The organism is Deinococcus sp. Arct2-2, assembly GCF_004801315.1.
Lineage (GTDB): Bacteria > Deinococcota > Deinococci > Deinococcales > Deinococcaceae > Deinococcus.
Map to the genome: position 1 here is coordinate 38,133 of NZ_SSNW01000017.1, position 17,334 is coordinate 55,466.

The window sequence follows — 17,334 nt, forward strand, 5'->3', positions numbered from 1 at the left end:
TTGTCCATGGGGATAACCTCCTGGAGATGAACAGGCAGGGAACAGGGCCCGCCCGCCGTGGGTCCTGAAGCCGTGGCCTGCCCTGGGCGGATGCCGTGGAGTGGGGAGGGACGGCGGGTCATGTGACCTCCCTGTTGCCATGCTTCTCGGCGTTGTAATCCGCGGTGGTGAGGTCAATCAGCTGGCGGCTGATCTGCTCATGCTCGGTCACGACGGCTTTCAGGGCCGCCCGGCGGATCAGGGACATGAGCGAACCGATGCCGCCCTGGGTACGGTTCCACAGGTAATCTTTCAGCCGCAGCAGGCGGCCGGGCGGATGGTGAAGCAGCACCAGTTGATCGTCCACCCACCTCACCAGATCAAGCCATTCTGGGCTGCCCTTGGCAAAGCGGCCCACGGGCAGGAGGGTCGTGCGGCCCCCGGTCTGTCCGCCCTCGACCGTGTCCTTGTGGCGCAGTTCATCGAACAGGTTGGTCTTTTCCAGGTCGATGCCGACCATCAGCAGCATGATGGGGGCCCGGCTGCTGAGGGCCTTGAGGTAGCTGTGCACGCCCTCGGTATTGCGCCGCCCAGGCCGCAGCAGATGGACGTCGTCAGGGATGATCAGGCGCACGCCATGCCGGCGCAGGGTCTCGGCCACGGCCAGCTCGAGGTCGCCCTTCCGGTACTCCTTGCTGACCGATATGGGCGTGCCCAGGAACAGCAGCATCTGACGGTTCAGCGTGTCGGTCGTCGTTTCTGAAGTGATCGAGAGATAGAGCACCGGCTGGAACTCGTCGAGATCCTCGAGCTTGACGCCGCGTTCTTCCAGCAAGACCCGCACCTCGATTTCGAAGTCACGCCCCAGGATCTGGGCGATGGTGGTCTTGCCCAGGGTGGGCGGACCGCTGAGCGCCACGTGATCCTTGACCGGATCATGGCTGTAAAAATTCTTCTCGGCGATGACCGCGAATTCCTGCCGCGCGAGAACCATCGTGCTGGTGGTGTTCAGCCCCCAGTCCGCGTGCCAGGCTGCTCGGCGACGGTTGTACCGCCGGCGCTCCTGGTCATCCAGGGCCGCATACTCCGCGGGGGTCAGGCGGGGCGGGCGTTCCGGGGACTGATGCGCGCAGTAAGCCGCCCAGTCTTCCCGGGTCAGGATGCTGTTGTCGTCGAAGAGTCTGCGGCTCAGGTCTCCACCCGTCATGGCTCGTCCTCCTCCGCGGCGGCCGCGTTCAGAAGATCTTTCAGGTCGTCGTAGAGGCCGGCGCGGTCATCCCGGTCCAGCGTCTGCTGGCCCCGGCTGTGAGGAATGACCACGGCCCGGGTCAGGGGTTCTGCGGCCTCCAGCGGAGCAGGCCGCTCCAGGGGAGGCGGGGCCTCCACGCCGAGTGCAGCCGCGCGCTCCCGTTGCGCGGCCTGCTGCCGGGACTGCTCGTTGCGCTCCGTTCGGCCCAGCTTGCCCCCCTCCGGCTTGCGGTTGAGCTTCAAGAGCACCTCTAAGGCCTCCGCACGGGCCTGCCGCCTTTCCTGGGCCAGGCGCGTATCGTAGAGGTTGCGGCGCTCGTCGCGCCGGTTGTCGATGGCCTGATGGTTGTTGAAGCCGTGCTGCCGGAAAGAAGCGGAGGCGGATTCGTACAGGAGGTCTTGGAAGGGCCGGCTGGGATGGTCGATGTCCACCCAGGGCAGGGCGTGGTAGACGGGTTCCGCTCCGTCAGCGGGGTAGGGATCCTGGAAGAAGATGTAGGAGGGGTCACGGGGGTCGATCAGGAACGGCCACTTTCCCTCCAGCTCGGGGTAGGGGGAGGCCGCCTGGCGGTAGGGGTTGAGTTCCGGCCCGTCGTAGCGGCGGTACTGGATGGTGACGCCGTTCTCCCCGATGCGGCGCTTTTCGCGGCGCAGGGACAGGTAGTAGGCATTGCGCGACCGGGGCACGGTCAGGAAGCCCTGCATCTTCAGGCCGAGCTCAAGCATCTGGTTGGGGCTGAGCTTCAGCTTGGGCCGCAGGGGGTCAAAGCAGGCGTCGTGACTGCGCTCGTTGTACTCAGAGGTGATCACCGCACCGATCAAGCTCATCAGCTCGGTGCGGGTGTGGTAGCCCCGGACATCTTTGCCACGCTTCTGGACGTTCGGGCCCACGTAGCCCCAGAGAGACTCGGCGAAGCGCTCTCTCAGGGTGCCGAACAGCGTCTCGACGTGGGACTTGTCGCTGCCCTTCAAGGGACGGGCAAAGCGGAAGTCGAAGGTGTAGTCGTCTGCCAGGGCCTCCAGATAGCTGCCGATAAAGATCTTGCCGCCATCAACGACCAGCAGTTCAACCAGCAACGGAGGGGAGGCGGCGAGGTGCAGGTCCGCGTCCAGACCGAACGCCTCGATGACGATTTCCTCGGGAACGCCGGTGTAGGGCCACCTCGAGGCGCTGGGCCAGTCGGGATGCCACACCTTGGGAAAGAGGATGCCAATGACCAAGCCGGTGGCGTCCCGTCCAGCGGGCTCGGCCTCGACCAGGTCCCAGCTGACGATGGCGCGGCTCCAGAGATCCAGGGCGATCAGCAGAGACAGCCGCAGCTCGGTCCCGTCGACCTCGCTGATCGCGGACAGGTCGAGGCGGGTGTAATCCAGCAGGACAATCTGCCCCGGACGGTCTGCCCGGGCCCGCCCGAAGGGCCGCTTCTTGAGGTTGGAGCGGATGCTGTCGCGCTGCCGGGCGGTCTTGAACAGCGTGGGGGCCGTGGCGCGAACCAACTCGGCGAACTTGGTGCGGGCCGGTGGACGCACCTTGCCGGGCCCCTCCCCCTCATCCCCTGCGAGCTGGTTTTGGGCGCGGAGCTTCTGGGTGGTGAGGCGCCGCAGCTCGTCCAGCGTGACGTCCGACCGACCCTCCAGGTCGTCTTGCACCTTGTCGATGGCGCGCATGATCAGGTGATCGCTGGCCGAGTGCGGGTTGGCGATGCGCAGGTGGCGGCGGTCCACCAGGCCGAACACGCCGCGGTTGTTGTGCTGATAGGCGGCGATCCAGCGGTGGATCTGGCGCTCGCTGACCTTCGAGGCCGGGTCTTCCGCGCGGAGTTCAGCGACTTTGCGGCGAACGCGCGCATTTTGAGAGAACAGCGCCGGGTCATAGTCGGGGTGAATGGGCCCGCCCCGCTCGGAGGTGCCGTGGAGAACTTCCAGGACGTGGCGAGCCAGCTTTTGTGCCTTCTCCTGCACCTCCCGGGGCAGCATGTCGAACATGGCCTGGTAGCGGTCAAGGGGAGGCTCTTCCAGGCCGACGACGGCGTAATCGTGGGCCTGCAGGACGGAGGCCCAGACCGCCGTGATTTCCACGCCCTCGTCGTCACGCAGGCGGAGGTCGTGGGCGGGCTGGGCGACGACCTTCCACTCCCGCCCGGCGTAGCGGAGCCGGGTGCCGATCTCCACCTGGGCCGCGCGGGTCATGGGTGCACCGGGCGCTGGGGCGCGAGGGGGCCGGGCAGGATCCGGGTGCGGTTGTTGAGCGGCCGGTCGAGATCGTACCTGAGCTCGCCGCGCCACATCAGGTGAAACAGAGTGGGGCGGATGAAGTACGGGGGGGTGAAGCAGGCGGCTTCGAGCTCGGCGATGGTGAGGCGGTCTCCCAGGGCCAGGTGAAGCACCTCGGGGCTGGCCTCGGTGAAGCCCAGGGGCTGGCGGCGGAAGCCGCTCAGGAACCGCACGTTGTGGGCCTGGGTGACGGTGGGCTCGCCCCAGACCTCGTAGTCCAGGCCCGCGGCCTGGGCGATTTCGCGGGTGGTCTCAAAGAACAGTTGGCTGCGGGGGTCACCCTGCAGGGCGCGTGGGCGGACGTCGACGAGCAGCTTGGGCTGACCCCGGCGGCGCAGGAACAGGTCGGGGATGTGCAGGTGCTCTTCTCCCCCGCGGTGGAACTTCAGAAGGAACGGCTGGGTGACGGCCCCGAGGGTGGCCGGGTCAAGGTCGGCGTACCGCAGGCGCAGGTGTTCGAGGACGCTGGCGTAGGGCAGGCGCCGGCCGGTGCGGGTGAACCAGTAGGTGCCGCCGATCGAGGTCTGACCGCGGTAGTTGGTGGGGCGGGCGGCGTCGCGGCCGGTGCGCTTTTTCTGACCGGGAGGCCCTTCGTAGTGCAGGCGCAGGGGCAGCAGATCCTCCGGGTCGAGGATGCTCAGCTCGCTGGCAGGCCGGGTCACAGTCTGCTTGTGTCGGGGCGCGTAGGTGACTTCGCGGCGATCCATGTGGGCCTCCTGGGAATGCAGGGGGCAGCCCAGAACCGGGGCCGCTCGCCGGGTGGGTGAGCGCGGTTCTGGGCTGGGGGCAGGGCGGCTGGAGGTCGGAGGGGGAGCGGCGGGGGATGGCGACGGGCACCGGCGGCGACGCGCTCAGGCGCATGCTGCACGGCGGTGCCGTCGCTGTGCTGGGGCACAACGCGGTATCCTGCCATTGGCTTCTCCTGTCGGGAAGGCCAGGAAAGCACCGGGATCCGTTCGCTGCGGGAGACTCGGTGCTTTCGACTGTGACAGGTGTCACTGCCCCTTCCGCCTTCAACTGTACGACCAGCTTAGCCGATTCGCAAGGGGTGGAAGGGGCGAAAAAGTGCGTCCGGGAAGGCAGAAAGAGCCGGAGCGGAAAAGTGAGATTTGGGCGTCAGGAGCCCGGGGTGAACGGGGCGCCGCGCTCCAGACAGCTGGTGGAAGGTGGGGGAAAGCATCTCACTTACCCCACTCGCCAGAAGTCAGATGAGAATCGGGCGCCTTAAATGAGAAAAGTCTAAATAAGAGCAGACGAGGCCCAGCCAGGCTGAGAAGCATTACGCTGGTCTCACGCCTGACTGGGATCCCGTCCACTGTCGCAAGAGGACGATACATGGTTCCGCTGCTGGCATGCAAAGGAGGCTGCTCCCAGCACCTTCTGGCAGGCAGCGGCCACTTCCCCGGACCCCACGGCCCAGGCTGGGAGGTGAGCCATGATGCTGGCATCTGACCACGCGCCCCGCTGATTCTGTACAGGCACTGCCCAAAGGCAGTGCCGCGCGCCCGCGTGTCCGTCTGACGACGGTCTGAAAGGAGGAAAGGGGTGAGCGAGAATATCGTGGAAGTGCAAATGCAAGTCAAGCTGCCGGAAACGCGGCTGGGGTATGAGGAGGGGAACCTGCAGAAGTTCCTCGAACTTCAGGCCAAGGTCTGGGGCCTGTTGGGGAGTGGCGACGTGGTGCCAGCGCCGTCCAAGGAGACCTTTGAGCAGCGGGCGGGACTGATCTGCCAGGTGTGGGACGGCATGCTGGCGCAGACGGCCCTGACTTTTGACCTGACAAAGGAAGAGGCGGCCGCCCGCGTCACCCAGTGGCGGGGTGGGACGCCGACCAGCAGTTCAGCAGATCGGCGACTGGAATTGGAACTGGAACTGGAGAAGCAGGCCCTGAAAGCTTGGGCAGGGGAAGTGGCCTCGGTGGTGCTCGGGGTGCTGGGCGGATGCAAGCGCTTCAAGGTGCCTCACGGCAGCGCCATGACCAAGCTCTGGTTGCTGGCCTGCGGCGAGACGGGCGCGGGGCACATCAACCCCCGGGAGTTGAATCTTCGCGCACACTACTTTGATCCGGTGTGTGAAGGGGGTTGGATGAAGCTTCCCAGCTGGATGCGGATGAATGGCTCAATCAATAAGCCCTTTGACAGCCTGTTCGAGAACAACGAAGAGAAAGTCGCACGCCCCGTGCTGTCTGGGCACGGGACGAATGTGGTGCATGCTTACGGCCTGCGCCCGCAGGGCCGGGAGGCCTTCCCCGACGATCTACTGGAGGCAGGCCTGCCTGCGGGCGGCTATGAGGAGATACAAACCTTGCTGCGCGCGGTGCGCCTGCCAGCGACGTATCCACCGAACCTGCGGGCGACAGCGACTGAGTTCCTGGGGCCGGTGGGGTCATGAAGGGGAAGGAGCGGGCCAGGGCGTTGAAGCCTCTGAAAATATGCGAGTGGGGCGGCAGCAAGGCGGTGGTGATTCCAAAGCAGGTGTGGGAATATTACGGCATCGACGTGGATGATGAATTCATCCCCATGATGGAGCCGGCCTGCCTGTCGTTGTTCCCGGTGCGGCGCAGACTGCTGCTTGACCTGGTTCGGGGACTCACCCCCGACAATCAGCATGAAAGGTCCTGGTGATGGCCATGGTCTTCCGGCGGGGGGATCTGGTAAGAGATACACGCCAGCCCGCGGGCGAGCGGCCGCGCTTGGCGCTCGTGCTCAGTCATGACGAGCTCAATACCGTCAACACAGGGTTGATCGTGGCGTGGCTCGCGTGGACTTCGTTGGGCAATTCCTTGGAGGTGTTGCTGGGAGATGATCCGGATGAAGGGGTGGTACTGGTGGATTTTCTAGACCGCCTGCCGACCCGGCACGTAGAGCTGAGGGGCGCGGTGACGCCCAGAGTGATTCGGGAGGTACAGGCCATCCTTGATGTGGCTCTTCTGCAACATTGAGACTTAAATCGAGTGGCGCTGCCGGTGAGGCAGCGCCACTTGTTCGGTGCGCGGACTGACAACTTTCTGCGGATACGGACAAGAGGACGCTCAGTCCCACCAGAACGGCAAAAAGTACTGCTTGACAGTCGGGGCTTGCCGCGTCTTTCTTTCAGTATCCGGAAGGCAATGGGGGCGCCGGGCAATCCCGTGAAGGCTGCAGTTCAGGGCGGCCCATGTGGCCAGCGGCTTCAGAAAGGGCTAGGGCTGGTCGGGGTTGTGCGTTGTCTCACGGTGCTCATCCACTGACAACTATCTGCGGACACTGACAGATAGAGCGAGGGCACCACCAGGACAGCCTTTTTTGGAAAATTCTGCGCGGTTTTGTCGTGTATTGATGTCCATGCAGGTGGGATGCAGCGAGATCTGCGTGGGGAGACAGGCGCTTTGGGTTCCATTGAGCTGCGCAGGGACAAGGAAAGCAAGAGAGAAAGACGCCTGTTAAGGCGTCTTTCTTGGGTACTGACATGAATAGGCGGACACTGACAACTATCTACGTGCTTTACATGGCACGCGACAACAATCATTTGCTTAACTGGCCGATGATGGCGAACATAGGCAAGAACATGCCCGCAACAATGGTTCCTACGATTCCGCCCAAGAATACGATCATTAAAGGTTCAATAGCGGCGGTTAGACTATCCACTGCTTCATCCACCTCGCGGTCATAAAAGTCACCGACTTTGCCCAGCATCGTATCGAGTGCGCCCGTTTCTTCACCAATAGACACCATGCTAATGACCATTGGCGGGAAGACTTTGCTGGTGGCTAAGCTCGAACTCATTTGCTCACCCACCATGACCACGTTCTTGGCATTCTCAATGGTTTCTTCCACGACAGCGTTGTTAGCTGTGCCTTTAGTAATCTCCAAGCTCTCGATAATATTCACGCCGCTGCCAATGAGGAGGCCGAAGGTGCGGGCAAACGAGCTGATTGCGCTCTTTTTGGTCAGTGGCCCAAAGACAGGCAAGCGCAACTTGATGTCATCAATAATCATGCGGCCTTTGGGTGTTTTGTAATACCAACGGTAAATAACCACGAAGATCGCAATGAATACAAAGATCAATAAGCTTCTATATCGGAGGAAGTCGGACACAGCCATCAGCATTCTAGTAATGAATGGTAATGGGGCGTCAAGCTGCGACAGAATGCTTGCAAACTGCGGCACGATGGTGGTCAGTAGGAAATAGGTGATGCCGATAGCGAAGACCAGCACTACTACAGGATAAGTTAGGGCGCTCTTCAGTTTGCCGCGCAGGGCCAATTCTTTTTCCTGAAAGCTGGCGATTCGTTCCAAAATGCTATCGAGCGTGCCGCTGGTTTCGCCTGCGCGGACGAGGTTGATATACAAGCGGTTGAAGATTTTGGGGTGTTTCGCCATCGCTTCACTGAGCGGCGTCCCACTTTCTACGTCGTTCCGGAGAACTTTAAGGACGGCTTGAAACGCTTTGCTTTCGATCTGCCGTTGCAAAATAGCCAACGACTGCACCAACGGCACGCCTGCATTAATGAGGGTGGCCAACTGCTTGCTGAACACTGCCACTTGCTTCAGTCCCGGCGGACGATCTGTGAGGCCCGGAATCTTGATATCGGCGTTCATGCCGCTCTTGGGAGCTTTGATCTCCACAATCATCAGATTTTTGGCCCGCAACGTATCGCGAACCTGATTCAGCGTTTCAGCTTCCATCTGAGACTTCAGGACCTTGCCGCTCTGGTCCCGGACACGATATTCGAAGACCGGCATATAAGGTCAGTATAGTCGGGGCGGTCTTGCCTGTACCTTACAGGGCGCGACGTTCAGAAGTCCCAAGAATGTCAATCTAAGCAGGCTGGAATCTGAACAGCAGAGCACAAGGACGAAAGACAACATGCAGCTATCCCCCTCCTCCTCACAACTTACGCCTCAGCTTCGGCAGGCAATTTCTGCCCTAGAAGCAGGCCAAATCGTCGGCTATCCCAGCGAAACCGTGTGGGGCTTGGCCGCTCACGCCGCTCGTCCGGGGGCAGTGGAGGCGCTCACACTCCGCAAGGGCCGAGAGGTGGGTAAACCTATTCAGGTGTCATGTCTGGATCTGGAGGCGGTGCGGGCGGTGGCCCATTGGAACCCGGCGCTGGAGGTGTTGGCTCCCTTTTGGCCCGGCCCGCTCACGGTCGTCACGGCGGCCCTTCCCAGTTGCCCGCCAGACCTTGCGCCCGGCGGCTGGGTGGGCGTGCGCGTGCCCGCTCATCCGGTGATTCAGGCGTTGCTGGCCCGCTGCGGTGGTCTGCTCGCTACCACCAGTCTCAATCCCAGCGGCCACCCTGCCGCACGCACTTTTGCCGAAGCTCAGGCCTACGCTTTGGCCGATCTTTTGCTGACCGACTCCCAGAATGGGGAAGATGCACCTGCCGGGGTCGCCAGCACCGTGATTCAATTGCCTAACATTGGGCTGCCTAACACTGGGCAGCGGGTGGCGCGGGTTCTGCGCGAAGGTGGGCTGCCTGTTGCGGTGCTGGCCGAAGCTTTGGCGCGGGTCGGTGTGCATCTGGCCCCAATAGAGCAGCCGAAATGACTGGCCCTACTCCTTCTGCCCCTAGCGCATCTGCCCTGATCGGCGCGGCGTTGCTGGCGGCGGGGCGACCCGTGACGGTGGCAGAACTGGCCCACTTGCTGGCCCTGTCGCCCGAAACAGCAGTGCAGGCCATGACGGCCTTTACACAGGCTTTGGCCGACGCCGACGCCGGATTTACCGTAGAAGCAGTGGCGGGCGGCTACCGCCTAGTCGTGTTGCCTGCCCTCGCCGCGCACCTTGCGCCCCTCTTGTCGCCGCCCCCTCTGCCCGCGCTGAGTGCTGCCGCGCTGGAGGTGCTGGCGATCATCGCCTACCGCCAACCGGTCACGCGCGCCGAAATAGAGGCTATGCGCGGCGCAAGTGCCGGAACGGTGGTCACGCTGCAAGAGCGCGAGTTGGTGAAGGTGTTGGGCCGTAGCGACACGGTTGGCGGCCCGCTGCTCTACGGCACCACCGATAAGTTTTTGCTGGAATTCGGCCTGTCTAGTGTCAAAGATTTGCCTGAACTGGAAGGCGCGGACTTCTCGCATTTGCTGCGCGGCTGAAGTTGCCTGTTCATGAGACTGCTCTGGCTGTCCTCTAGGCAGACTGGAGAAGGAGGGCCATTGGAATCTGGCGTTCTGGACGCATTCGCTCCCAGCATGTGCTCGCTGCCTGAACCGCCACCCGATCTTGTTCGGCCCATTTATGCTTCTATATGTCTGTTTCAGGTGAGAGAAGATGTGAAAGTCTGCCTGCGGCTTCACCTTCAAGTCTTTGCAACCAAACCGACGCACCCAAACTTATGAACCCGAACCCATGAGCAAATCTACGTCTAGCCTCGAAACTTTCGATTTTCTGGAACTCCTGTATATGCTCTCTGGCAGCGGGAAAACCGGAGCTTTGTCTGTTCAACGTCCAGACGGTTTGTTTCAGTGCTGGCTAGAAGGCGGGCGGGTGCGGCAACTGGAATTTGGGGCGCTACGGGGTGTGGACGCTGCCAGCAAATTGCTGCTTGATCCGCGTGGCCGCTTTCAATTCGATGATGGCCTGACGCACCCTGCGCCCCAAATGGATGCCAGCCTAGATGAAGTGGCGTTTGAGGCTTTGGACGTGCTGACCGAGCAAAAGCCGCTGTTTGATGGCCCCGCCCGCATCACGTCGCCGGAGCGTGTGGCCGCCATGCGCTGGACGCTGCAAGAACAGGATGTGCTGCGCCAGATCGAAAGTCAGCGCCCGCTCTCTGATCTGACCCGCGACTCCCACACCAGCCGGATGCTTGCCAAGCTAGTGAGAATGCGTTTGCTCTCGCCCCGAAAATCCCGTGTGGCCCGCCTGAACGTCACCGTGACGCGCACGGTACGCGGTGTGGTGGTCATCGACGATCTGATCTTAAGGCGCTGGAAGGAGGATCTTGTGCGGCCCCCGCAACACATTGCCATCCGTGACGACGCCGGAAACGTATACACGCTGCCTGTTCGCAGTGGCCCCGATTTAGGCGCACAACTCCTGATTCCCACCGACCTACTGATGCGTACTGGCCTGCGGGCAGGAGACAGCGTGCTGGTGCGCCCCGTCTGATTCCGGCCTCTTGGTTCCTGCCCGGCTGAGCCACAGACACTAATCCAAGCCACCGATCGCCAAGTTCGGCAAGCATTGACCGTTGATGCTTCCGGGCGAACCCCCCAGTCTGCTTTGCAGCCAGCCCCCCTTGAGGGGAGCGCAACAGCTTTTATCCCACCTCTAAGGGGGGCGTTGCAAAGCAACGGGGGGGTTCACCTTGTAACTTCACGTCCCTCAAGTGTTACCCAACTCAGCAGAAGTCAATAAGCCTGAACCTTACCCAACCGTGTGCTGAGCCACCGGATAGCTGCCGATAATCCGGGCATAACTGGCCTTCCGCAGCACCCCGGCCAACGCCTGCGCCACCTTGGGGTCACGGGCGTCGCCCTCGATGTCTATGTACATCAGGTAACTCCACGCCCGGTCTCGGCGCGGGCGCGACTCGATGCGCGAGAGGTTCAGGCCGCGCAACTCGTTCAAGGTTTCCACCAAAAAACCGGGCGTGTGGCGCACCGCAAAAATCAGGCTGGTCTTGTGCGGCGCGTCCGAGATTTGGCCCTCATGCCGCGACAAAATCATGAACCGGGTCAGGTTGAAGGGTTCATCCTCGATTTCGCTTGCCAAGATATTCAGGCCGTACAGCTCGGCGGCGCGGGCCGAGGCAATGACGGCTTCATCGCGTGCGCCCCGTGCAGCGAGGTCTTTGGCACTGCCCGCCGTATCGTGCGCGGCCACCGGCTGAAAGTTGTATTTGCGAATCAGGCCCGTGCATTGATCGAGCGCGGGCTGCTGCGACGACACGCGCCGCACGTCCTCTAGGGCCACCCCCGGCAGCGCCATCAGGCAGTGGCTCACGCGCACCACCACTTCCCCGATCACATGCAGTTCGGTGTCCGAGAGCAGGTCTATGGCCTGATGAATGGCCCCCATCAGGCTGTTTTCCACAGGCAGCACGCCGTAGTCGGCCTCGCCCGATTCCACGGCGCGGGCCACCTCATGAAAAGTGGGATAGCCGCGAGTGTGCGCCGTATGGGGGACGGCATTCAGCGCCGCGATTTCGCCGTATGCGCCGGGGTTGCCCTGAAACGCCACCGTGACGCCCTGCGGTGCCGCCGTGTCCTCAGAAGTGTGACCGATCTCGCCGTGACTCATGGCAGCGAGGCTAGCGCACAGGCTGCCCCCGTGCCGAAAGTGGTCTGGAATTGGGCTAGGGCGGTGGTGAGAAGTGGGCTGAGAAAGGGAGGAACAAGGTGGGCAGAAAAATACGTCCAATCTCAGTTTTCGCCTCTGCATACACCATTAAAAAATTACGGGTCTGGAGGGCTGGCCCTCGCCGCTCGCGCTCACGACTTGGCGTCACTGACCCTCTTGCCTACGTCTGCTCTCCATTCTCCATTCCCCTGCAATTCTTCATCCGGTACACAATCCATTCCGCCTCCGGTCTACACTTTCGGGCGTGCCCACCTCACTTCTGCCTGACCCGATCCTAGATCTCGACGTGTGTGCGTTGGCGGCGGCCACACGCCGTGGCGACCTGACTGCCAGCGAGGTGACGCGGGCGTACCTGTCGCGCCTGAACGCCCACAATCCGCGCCTACACGCGGTCATTACCGTGAATCCGCAGGCCGAAGCCGACGCCGCGCGTCTGGATACTCTGCCCGACACCAAGCGTGGCCCGCTGCACGGCGTTCCGCTACTGATCAAGGACAACATAGACGTCGCGGGCCTGCCGACTACCGCCGGAAGCCTGCTGATGCTGGCGCACGTTCCGGCCACTGACGCGCCGCTGGTGGCCCGGTTGCGGGCGGCGGGCGCGGTGCTGTTGGGCAAAGCCAACCTGACCGAATGGGCCAATTTTATGACGCTGGGGATGCCCAACGGCTTTAGCGGCGCAGGCGGCCAAACGGTGAATCCTTGGAACGTGCTGCTCGGCGGCGGCGTGCGCGATACGGGCGGAAGCTCCAGCGGCAGCGGCGTAGCAGTAGCGGCCCGGCTGTGTGCAGCGGCCATCGGCACCGAAACTAGCGGCAGCATCGTCAGTCCGGCGCACCAGAGCGGCGTAGTAGGCGTCAAACCGACGGTGGGGCTCGTGCCGCGTACAGGCGTGGTGCCCATCAGTTCCAGTCAGGATACGGCTGGCCCGCTGACCCGCTCGGTGCGCGACGCGGCCCTGCTGCTGTCGGTGATGGCTGGCCCCGACGAACAAGACGCGGCCAGCCGCCGCCTGCCTGTGCCTGATCTGATTCTGGCCCCCAACGCTTTAGAAGGCGCACACATCGGCATTATTCGGGATGAACCCCACTTGACCCCGGAGGAAACGGCGGCCTTAGCAGTGGCCGAAACCCACCTGAAGGCAGCGGGCGCTACCCTGCACGACCTCACTTTCCCCACCCGCGCCGAGTTGTCGGGCTGGCAACTGGAAGTGCTGGAATACGAGTTTAAGGCAACCCTGAATGCCTACCTCGGCGGCGTGCAGCATGGCCCGCGCTCTATGGCTGATCTTCTGGATCAAATCGACGAAGACCCGGCCCGCCTCGCCCCCTACGGTCAAACGCTGCTGCATGCGGCGCAGGGCACACGCGGCGACCTCAGCGAACGCAGCTACGCCTACGCCCGTGAGCGTGACCTCGACCTGAGTGCCAGACGCGGCCTAGACGCCCTGTACGCCGAGGGTCTGGACGCTATCGTGTTTCCCGGCATTCACGGGTACGGCATCGTCGCAAAGGCCGGATATCCCAGCCTCGCCCTGCCCATTCCTCTGCCCGACGCGCCCCCCTGCGGCATCCTGCTGACCAGCCCTGCCGGAAGCGACGCCCGCCTGATGGCCCTCGCTGCCCACCTGAATACAGCCCTCGGCGGCTTGCAATTTCCGCTCGATCCCGCTCTCCCTGCTGCGCCACCCCAGCCCCCCGCTTGACGTTTTGCCCCGCAGTCCCTACCATGTGGGGCCGGATGATCCTGAGAAGGGGAGTCCAGTCGGGTGGGGCGGTTAGCTCAGCGGTAGAGCTTTCGCTTTACACGCGACGGGTCGGGGGTTCGAATCCCTCACCGCCCACCACCAAACCTCGCTTCTGGCGGGGTTTTTTCGTTTGCCATAAAGGGTTGGAAGCGTGCCGTGCGGAACGCGAAGCCGCGCTGTTTGCACGCCAACATGCGCCCTACACAATAAGACTCAACAAACGGGCCGCATTTGATCGACCCTCGTTCAAAAAACCCTGTCGCCCGAGGTTCCGTTCAAACCGAACCACAACTTGCACTTTTTTCTAAAAATACGTTTAGAATATCTAAACAAATGACACATCTGAAGCTTGAGGAGTTGGTCTCTTACTTCGTGCTGGCGCAACCGGATAGCAGCAAGCCCTTAAGTGAAGTGGATTTCGTCAGGCTTATTGAAGATATGGGCTTGGAAGCTGCCAATGAACACAGGCAGGCTATTGTGGAACAACTGCGTGAGGGACACAATATTCACGTTGTTGTAGCTATCGTTGCTGCCTGAGCTTGTGCCTAATTCCAGCCGCCCTACAATGGGCGGCTTTCGTTTGAGTCAACTTCGCGTTGATGCTTGGTAATTCAGCGGCCTAGTACGAAGCCCATGACCACTAAGGTGCCGAAAAACAGTGCGGCGACACCTGAAAAGCGCACTTCCCAGCCCATCATCGGCTTGCGTTTTTCCTCGTCTTCTTCCAGCAAAAAGGCTGGGTTGGCGAGTGGCAAGGAAGCGCCGCCTGCCAATTCCGGCGGTGCGGTCAACGTTGGCCCGCTGGCGTCAGTGACCGTCTCTTGGACTTCATCCCAGTCTCTGAGGCGTACCGCGTGCCGTCCGAAGCCCTCTTGAAAGGTCATGCCCTGACTTTACCGGGAGTCCTCTGACAGAGGCGTCACTCTATAAAATTTGTCAGCCTGAGCTGAGTTTTTGAGTGGGTTCTGCCGCCCGGCACGGTAAATAGGGTTGGAGCTGCAGCTTTGGTGGCCCCGGCCCTCAGGTTAAGGTTGGTTTACGCTGCCGGGGGCTCCTCCTTGCCTCAAGCTTGCGTTCATCTTTCAGGCGGTTGGCGTCAGGTCTGCGGCTCTAACTTAAGCCTCATGCGTTTGTTCGGAGTCCAGAGCAAGTCTCAGCCGCAGAAAGGGCCGCCATGAAGGCCGTGGAGTGGCAACGGTGGCTTGCGTCGCTGCCCACCGATTTGGCTGGCTTACAAATGATCCGAACCGACCTGCAAAAGGAAATTGTGCAGGCCGAAACGCGGCTCCGAAGCGCTGTGAATCAGGGAAAAAACCGGGGCGAAGAGAGGGCCGCCCGCGTAGAATTGACAGAACTGAACAGCAAACTGATGCCCGTACAAACCCGCCTTACTGCGGCGTGAAGGATTGAAATGGACGAACTCAGGTCGCGCTGACGCCCCACATGGTCGCGCTTCCGCCGTACCCAGTCACCACTTCCGGGGCGGCAAGTCCAGCAGCCTGCAACTCTGCGAGCGCCTGATCCACTTGGCCTTGTTCGAGCGACAAGAGGGCCGTCAATTCATCGGCGCTGTGCTGCTTATTGCCTTCCTGACGCAGAAAATCCAGAATCTGCGTTGCGGCGGCGCTGAGGTTGGGTGCGGTTTCGCTTTGAGCAGTGTTGTCAGTGGAGGGCATGCGGCAGTGTAAAAGAGGCGGGTGCGCTGTAAAAGTGGGGAGCGGGCTGCGGCCATTGGCCCTCGCTTCACGTCCTGCGGCGGCCCCAGCCACGCGGAGGCGTCGTCAGGCCGTTGCCCAGCTCGGCGGAGCTTCTTTGCAATAGTGCTTATCGTGTTCTACCGGTTTCACTCCACGCCCGACAAGCTCACTGACTACGCATTCATATCGTGTGGCTCGTCCTCTTTCCCCAAAATTCATGCCCTGCTACCGGAATCGGTATTAGACTGTGCCTATGTTCGCCCACTCCTTCTTCAGGTTGCCTGCCAGCCCGTGTGCTGGGGCCTGATGCGCCCTCTTCAAGTCTTGTTGGTCGATGACAACCCGGCGGCGCGTGGGCTGGCCGAGGAAGCGTTTTCGTTGTCTGGGCAGCCCTGCGAAGTCGTGATGATGGAAAGCGGCGACGACGCGCTGGCAGCACTGATGGACAAAAATGGGATTCGGCCCGACGTGGTGCTGCTGGATATCAATATGCCCGGTATGGACGGTTTCGCCGTGCTGGAAGCCATGAAAGCGCAGCCACATCTCCGCCCGATTCCAGTGGTGATGCTCAGCGGTTCCTCTGCGCCGCAAGACATCCGCAAGGCGTACACGCTCCATGCCAACGCTTACCTAGTCAAATCGGTAGAGTTCCAAACCTTTCTGACCCAAATTGAAGACTTCGTGGTGTTCTGGACACAGGCCCGCCTGACCACTCGGCCAAACGACTCGGAATATTAGGGCGAGCCAGCACACGCGCAAGCCTCAAGCCGCATCAAATTCGCCCACCGTAATCACGCCGATCAATTGGCGCGATTTGTGCGGAACGGCGAACAGCGACACGCCTTCATCTACCAAGATATGAGGCTCTGGCACGCGGTCTCCCAACCAGAACGGCAGCCGCCAGCGCTTGGAAAAAGCCGACTGAATAAAGCCGCCGTGCGAAATGAAGCCGCCGATTTTCACCGATTCGTCGAAGTACACGAGGCGGCGCAGCGCGTCTTCGGTGGGCACATCGGCAAAGCGGGCCAGTTCCCACACCGCCCGCCCGGAGTAGCCGCAGTGACCTAAGATGGCCCCCACCAAAGCTTCCGGCATCAGCAGGCGGTCTGCGCCGTGGTCGGCCAACACCTCTAAGTGCGCCTGCATATCAGGCACGCTGGCGTGATACCAGCGGATAATTTCCTCGTAGCTGGGGTCTCCGGGTTGGGCTTCCGCCGTCAGCAAGTGGCTGATTTCGTGGGCCGCCTCGCTGCGGCGTTGGGGCGCAGAAGCATCGGCCCGCACGTACACCACCCGTTCTGGCGTCGCCAAACTGTCGGGGCCGACCCGGTAGCGCATGCCCAATCTGCGGGCAAGTTCGGGCATCTCCGGGGTAAATTCCGCCTCGGCATGGCGGGCGACGTGATACAGGAACAGATCGTGCAGCACGTCATCCATCATTCGGCCTCTGCCGCAGTTTCCGGTGGGTCGAACTCGTGGCGGTAGCGCAGAAACAGGGCCAGCCAGCCATCGGGCGTGGTGGGGCGGTGCTTGTGGTGCAGGCGGTGAAGGTAACGGGGCCAGCGCGGTTCGGCCAGCGCCGCGAATTCCGGTTGACCGCTGTACAGGCGCACCGCTTCTTGGAGTGCTTCTGGCAAAGGCTCCGGCAGAGGCTTGGGCACCGAGCGGTAACCCCGCGCCGCCGCGCTGAACGCCTGTGCAGGTGCGGTGGCTACGGCTGTCGGCGTAAAGAGTCCGGTGCTGGCCTGCCACTGCTCCGGCGAATACCCCAGCACTGCCCGCACCGCTTCCCGCACTTCCAAAGACGCCCGCGAGAGGGCTGCCGTACCGCGTTCCAGCTTGTTCAAATAATCCGGCGTGATCTGCTGGCCATGCTTCTCCATCTGCGCCACGAATGCCGGACGGTTCAGCCCCAATTCCAAGCGCCGCCGCTGAATCAGTTGCCCATGTTGCGCGGCGCGGGGATCGGTTTCCCGTACAGCTTTGGCCGCAGGAGCCGCTTTAGCAGTCGTCATCTGAAACCGCCCTGACACCGAATCTGTTCCCAGCCCAGTCTGGTGTATGCATATTTGAAGTGTAACATATTGCACCGGAAGTGAGTAT

At 62.1% G+C, this 17,334-nt stretch carries 19 protein-coding genes and 1 tRNA gene; 11 read left to right on the plus strand and 9 right to left on the minus strand.

From position 1 onward, the window contains the following. Positions 1–118: 118 nt before the first annotated feature. From E7T06_RS09440 to E7T06_RS09450, 3 genes are read right to left on the minus strand one after another with little or no spacing between them, the layout of a single operon-like run. The gene (locus E7T06_RS09440; protein WP_136365582.1) at positions 119–1,186 is read right to left on the minus strand and encodes a TniB family NTP-binding protein; all 1,068 of its coding nucleotides are present in this window, start codon (positions 1,184–1,186) and stop codon (positions 119–121) included. Further along, positions 1,183–3,417 carry a hypothetical protein gene (locus E7T06_RS09445; RefSeq protein ID WP_136365583.1) on the minus strand — a complete coding sequence of 745 codons (2,235 nt, stop codon included), beginning with the start codon at positions 3,415–3,417 and terminating at the stop codon, positions 1,183–1,185. The genes E7T06_RS09440 and E7T06_RS09445 overlap by 4 nt, the downstream gene beginning before the upstream one ends. Then, the gene (locus E7T06_RS09450) at positions 3,414–4,208 is read right to left on the minus strand and encodes a TnsA-like heteromeric transposase endonuclease subunit (RefSeq protein WP_136365584.1); all 795 of its coding nucleotides are present in this window, start codon (positions 4,206–4,208) and stop codon (positions 3,414–3,416) included. The genes E7T06_RS09445 and E7T06_RS09450 overlap by 4 nt, the downstream gene beginning before the upstream one ends. An 838-nt stretch (positions 4,209–5,046) precedes the next feature. Here E7T06_RS09450 and E7T06_RS09455 point away from each other — a divergent pair. The 3 genes from E7T06_RS09455 to E7T06_RS09465 all read left to right on the plus strand — a co-directional run bounded on the left by E7T06_RS09455 (position 5,047) and on the right by E7T06_RS09465 (position 6,442). Continuing rightward, complete coding sequence (locus tag E7T06_RS09455; RefSeq protein ID WP_136365585.1) at positions 5,047–5,892, plus strand: hypothetical protein; 846 nt, start codon at positions 5,047–5,049, stop codon at positions 5,890–5,892. Next, positions 5,889–6,125, plus strand: coding sequence for a hypothetical protein (locus E7T06_RS09460; protein WP_136365586.1), 237 nt, complete (start codon positions 5,889–5,891; stop codon positions 6,123–6,125). The genes E7T06_RS09455 and E7T06_RS09460 overlap by 4 nt, the downstream gene beginning before the upstream one ends. Before the next feature lie 77 nt (positions 6,126–6,202). Further along, a complete protein-coding gene (locus E7T06_RS09465) occupies positions 6,203–6,442 on the plus strand; it encodes a hypothetical protein (protein ID WP_136365587.1) in 240 nt (79 codons plus the stop codon). Between the two features lie 562 nt (positions 6,443–7,004). Here E7T06_RS09465 and E7T06_RS09470 read toward each other — a convergent pair. Beyond that, on the minus strand, positions 7,005–8,225 hold the full coding sequence (locus E7T06_RS09470; protein ID WP_136365588.1) for a type II secretion system F family protein: 1,221 nt from the start codon (positions 8,223–8,225) through the stop codon (positions 7,005–7,007). A 124-nt stretch (positions 8,226–8,349) separates the two neighbouring features. On the opposite strand from E7T06_RS09470, the gene E7T06_RS09475 reads away from it, so the two are divergent. The 3 genes from E7T06_RS09475 to E7T06_RS09485 all read left to right on the plus strand — a co-directional run bounded on the left by E7T06_RS09475 (position 8,350) and on the right by E7T06_RS09485 (position 10,593). After that, on the plus strand, positions 8,350–9,033 hold the full coding sequence (locus E7T06_RS09475; protein ID WP_136365589.1) for an L-threonylcarbamoyladenylate synthase: 684 nt from the start codon (positions 8,350–8,352) through the stop codon (positions 9,031–9,033). Then, complete coding sequence (scpB, locus tag E7T06_RS09480) at positions 9,030–9,578, plus strand: SMC-Scp complex subunit ScpB (RefSeq protein ID WP_136365590.1); 549 nt, start codon at positions 9,030–9,032, stop codon at positions 9,576–9,578. Before E7T06_RS09475 ends, scpB begins: the two co-directional genes overlap by 4 nt. 211 nt (positions 9,579–9,789) lie before the next feature. After that, positions 9,790–10,593: a DUF4388 domain-containing protein gene (locus tag E7T06_RS09485; RefSeq protein WP_240740940.1), complete on the plus strand. Its 804-nt coding sequence runs from the start codon at positions 9,790–9,792 to the stop codon at positions 10,591–10,593. A 258-nt stretch (positions 10,594–10,851) separates the two neighbouring features. On the opposite strand, the gene E7T06_RS09490 is transcribed toward E7T06_RS09485, so the two are convergent. Next, positions 10,852–11,727, minus strand: a complete 876-nt coding sequence (locus E7T06_RS09490) for a prephenate dehydratase (RefSeq protein WP_136365591.1) — start codon at positions 11,725–11,727, stop codon at positions 10,852–10,854. A gap of 304 nt (positions 11,728–12,031) precedes the next feature. Between E7T06_RS09490 and E7T06_RS09495 the strand changes: the two genes are divergently transcribed. The 3 genes from E7T06_RS09495 to E7T06_RS09505 all read left to right on the plus strand — a co-directional run bounded on the left by E7T06_RS09495 (position 12,032) and on the right by E7T06_RS09505 (position 14,071). Continuing rightward, positions 12,032–13,492 (plus strand): amidase family protein, encoded by a 1,461-nt coding sequence (locus E7T06_RS09495; RefSeq protein WP_240740941.1) that lies wholly within the window; start codon positions 12,032–12,034, stop codon positions 13,490–13,492. 66 nt (positions 13,493–13,558) lie between these two features. Beyond that, positions 13,559–13,633 (plus strand) — tRNA-Val (locus E7T06_RS09500). Between the two features lie 234 nt (positions 13,634–13,867). Beyond that, entirely contained in the window at positions 13,868–14,071 is a 204-nt protein-coding gene (locus tag E7T06_RS09505) for a hypothetical protein (protein WP_136365592.1), read from the plus strand. Positions 14,072–14,145: 74 nt separating this feature from the next. Here the strand turns inward: E7T06_RS09505 and E7T06_RS09510 are convergent, their stop codons facing one another. Then, entirely contained in the window at positions 14,146–14,418 is a 273-nt protein-coding gene (locus E7T06_RS09510) for a hypothetical protein (RefSeq protein WP_136365593.1), read from the minus strand. A gap of 290 nt (positions 14,419–14,708) precedes the next feature. Between E7T06_RS09510 and E7T06_RS09515 the strand changes: the two genes are divergently transcribed. Continuing rightward, positions 14,709–14,936, plus strand: coding sequence for a hypothetical protein (locus E7T06_RS09515; protein ID WP_136365594.1), 228 nt, complete (start codon positions 14,709–14,711; stop codon positions 14,934–14,936). Between the two features lie 19 nt (positions 14,937–14,955). On the opposite strand, the gene E7T06_RS09520 is transcribed toward E7T06_RS09515, so the two are convergent. Next, entirely contained in the window at positions 14,956–15,210 is a 255-nt protein-coding gene (locus E7T06_RS09520) for a MarR family transcriptional regulator (protein ID WP_136365595.1), read from the minus strand. Positions 15,211–15,537: 327 nt separating this feature from the next. On the opposite strand from E7T06_RS09520, the gene E7T06_RS09525 reads away from it, so the two are divergent. Next, on the plus strand, positions 15,538–15,969 hold the full coding sequence (locus E7T06_RS09525; RefSeq protein WP_136365596.1) for a response regulator: 432 nt from the start codon (positions 15,538–15,540) through the stop codon (positions 15,967–15,969). 24 nt (positions 15,970–15,993) lie between these two features. Here E7T06_RS09525 and E7T06_RS09530 read toward each other — a convergent pair whose 3' ends face one another. Both E7T06_RS09530 and E7T06_RS09535 read right to left on the minus strand, forming a co-directional pair. Beyond that, positions 15,994–16,671, minus strand: coding sequence for an ImmA/IrrE family metallo-endopeptidase (locus E7T06_RS09530; protein ID WP_136365597.1), 678 nt, complete (start codon positions 16,669–16,671; stop codon positions 15,994–15,996). After that, positions 16,668–17,246: a hypothetical protein gene (locus E7T06_RS09535; RefSeq protein WP_136365598.1), complete on the minus strand. Its 579-nt coding sequence runs from the start codon at positions 17,244–17,246 to the stop codon at positions 16,668–16,670. The genes E7T06_RS09530 and E7T06_RS09535 overlap by 4 nt, the downstream gene beginning before the upstream one ends. Positions 17,247–17,334 lie beyond the last annotated feature (88 nt).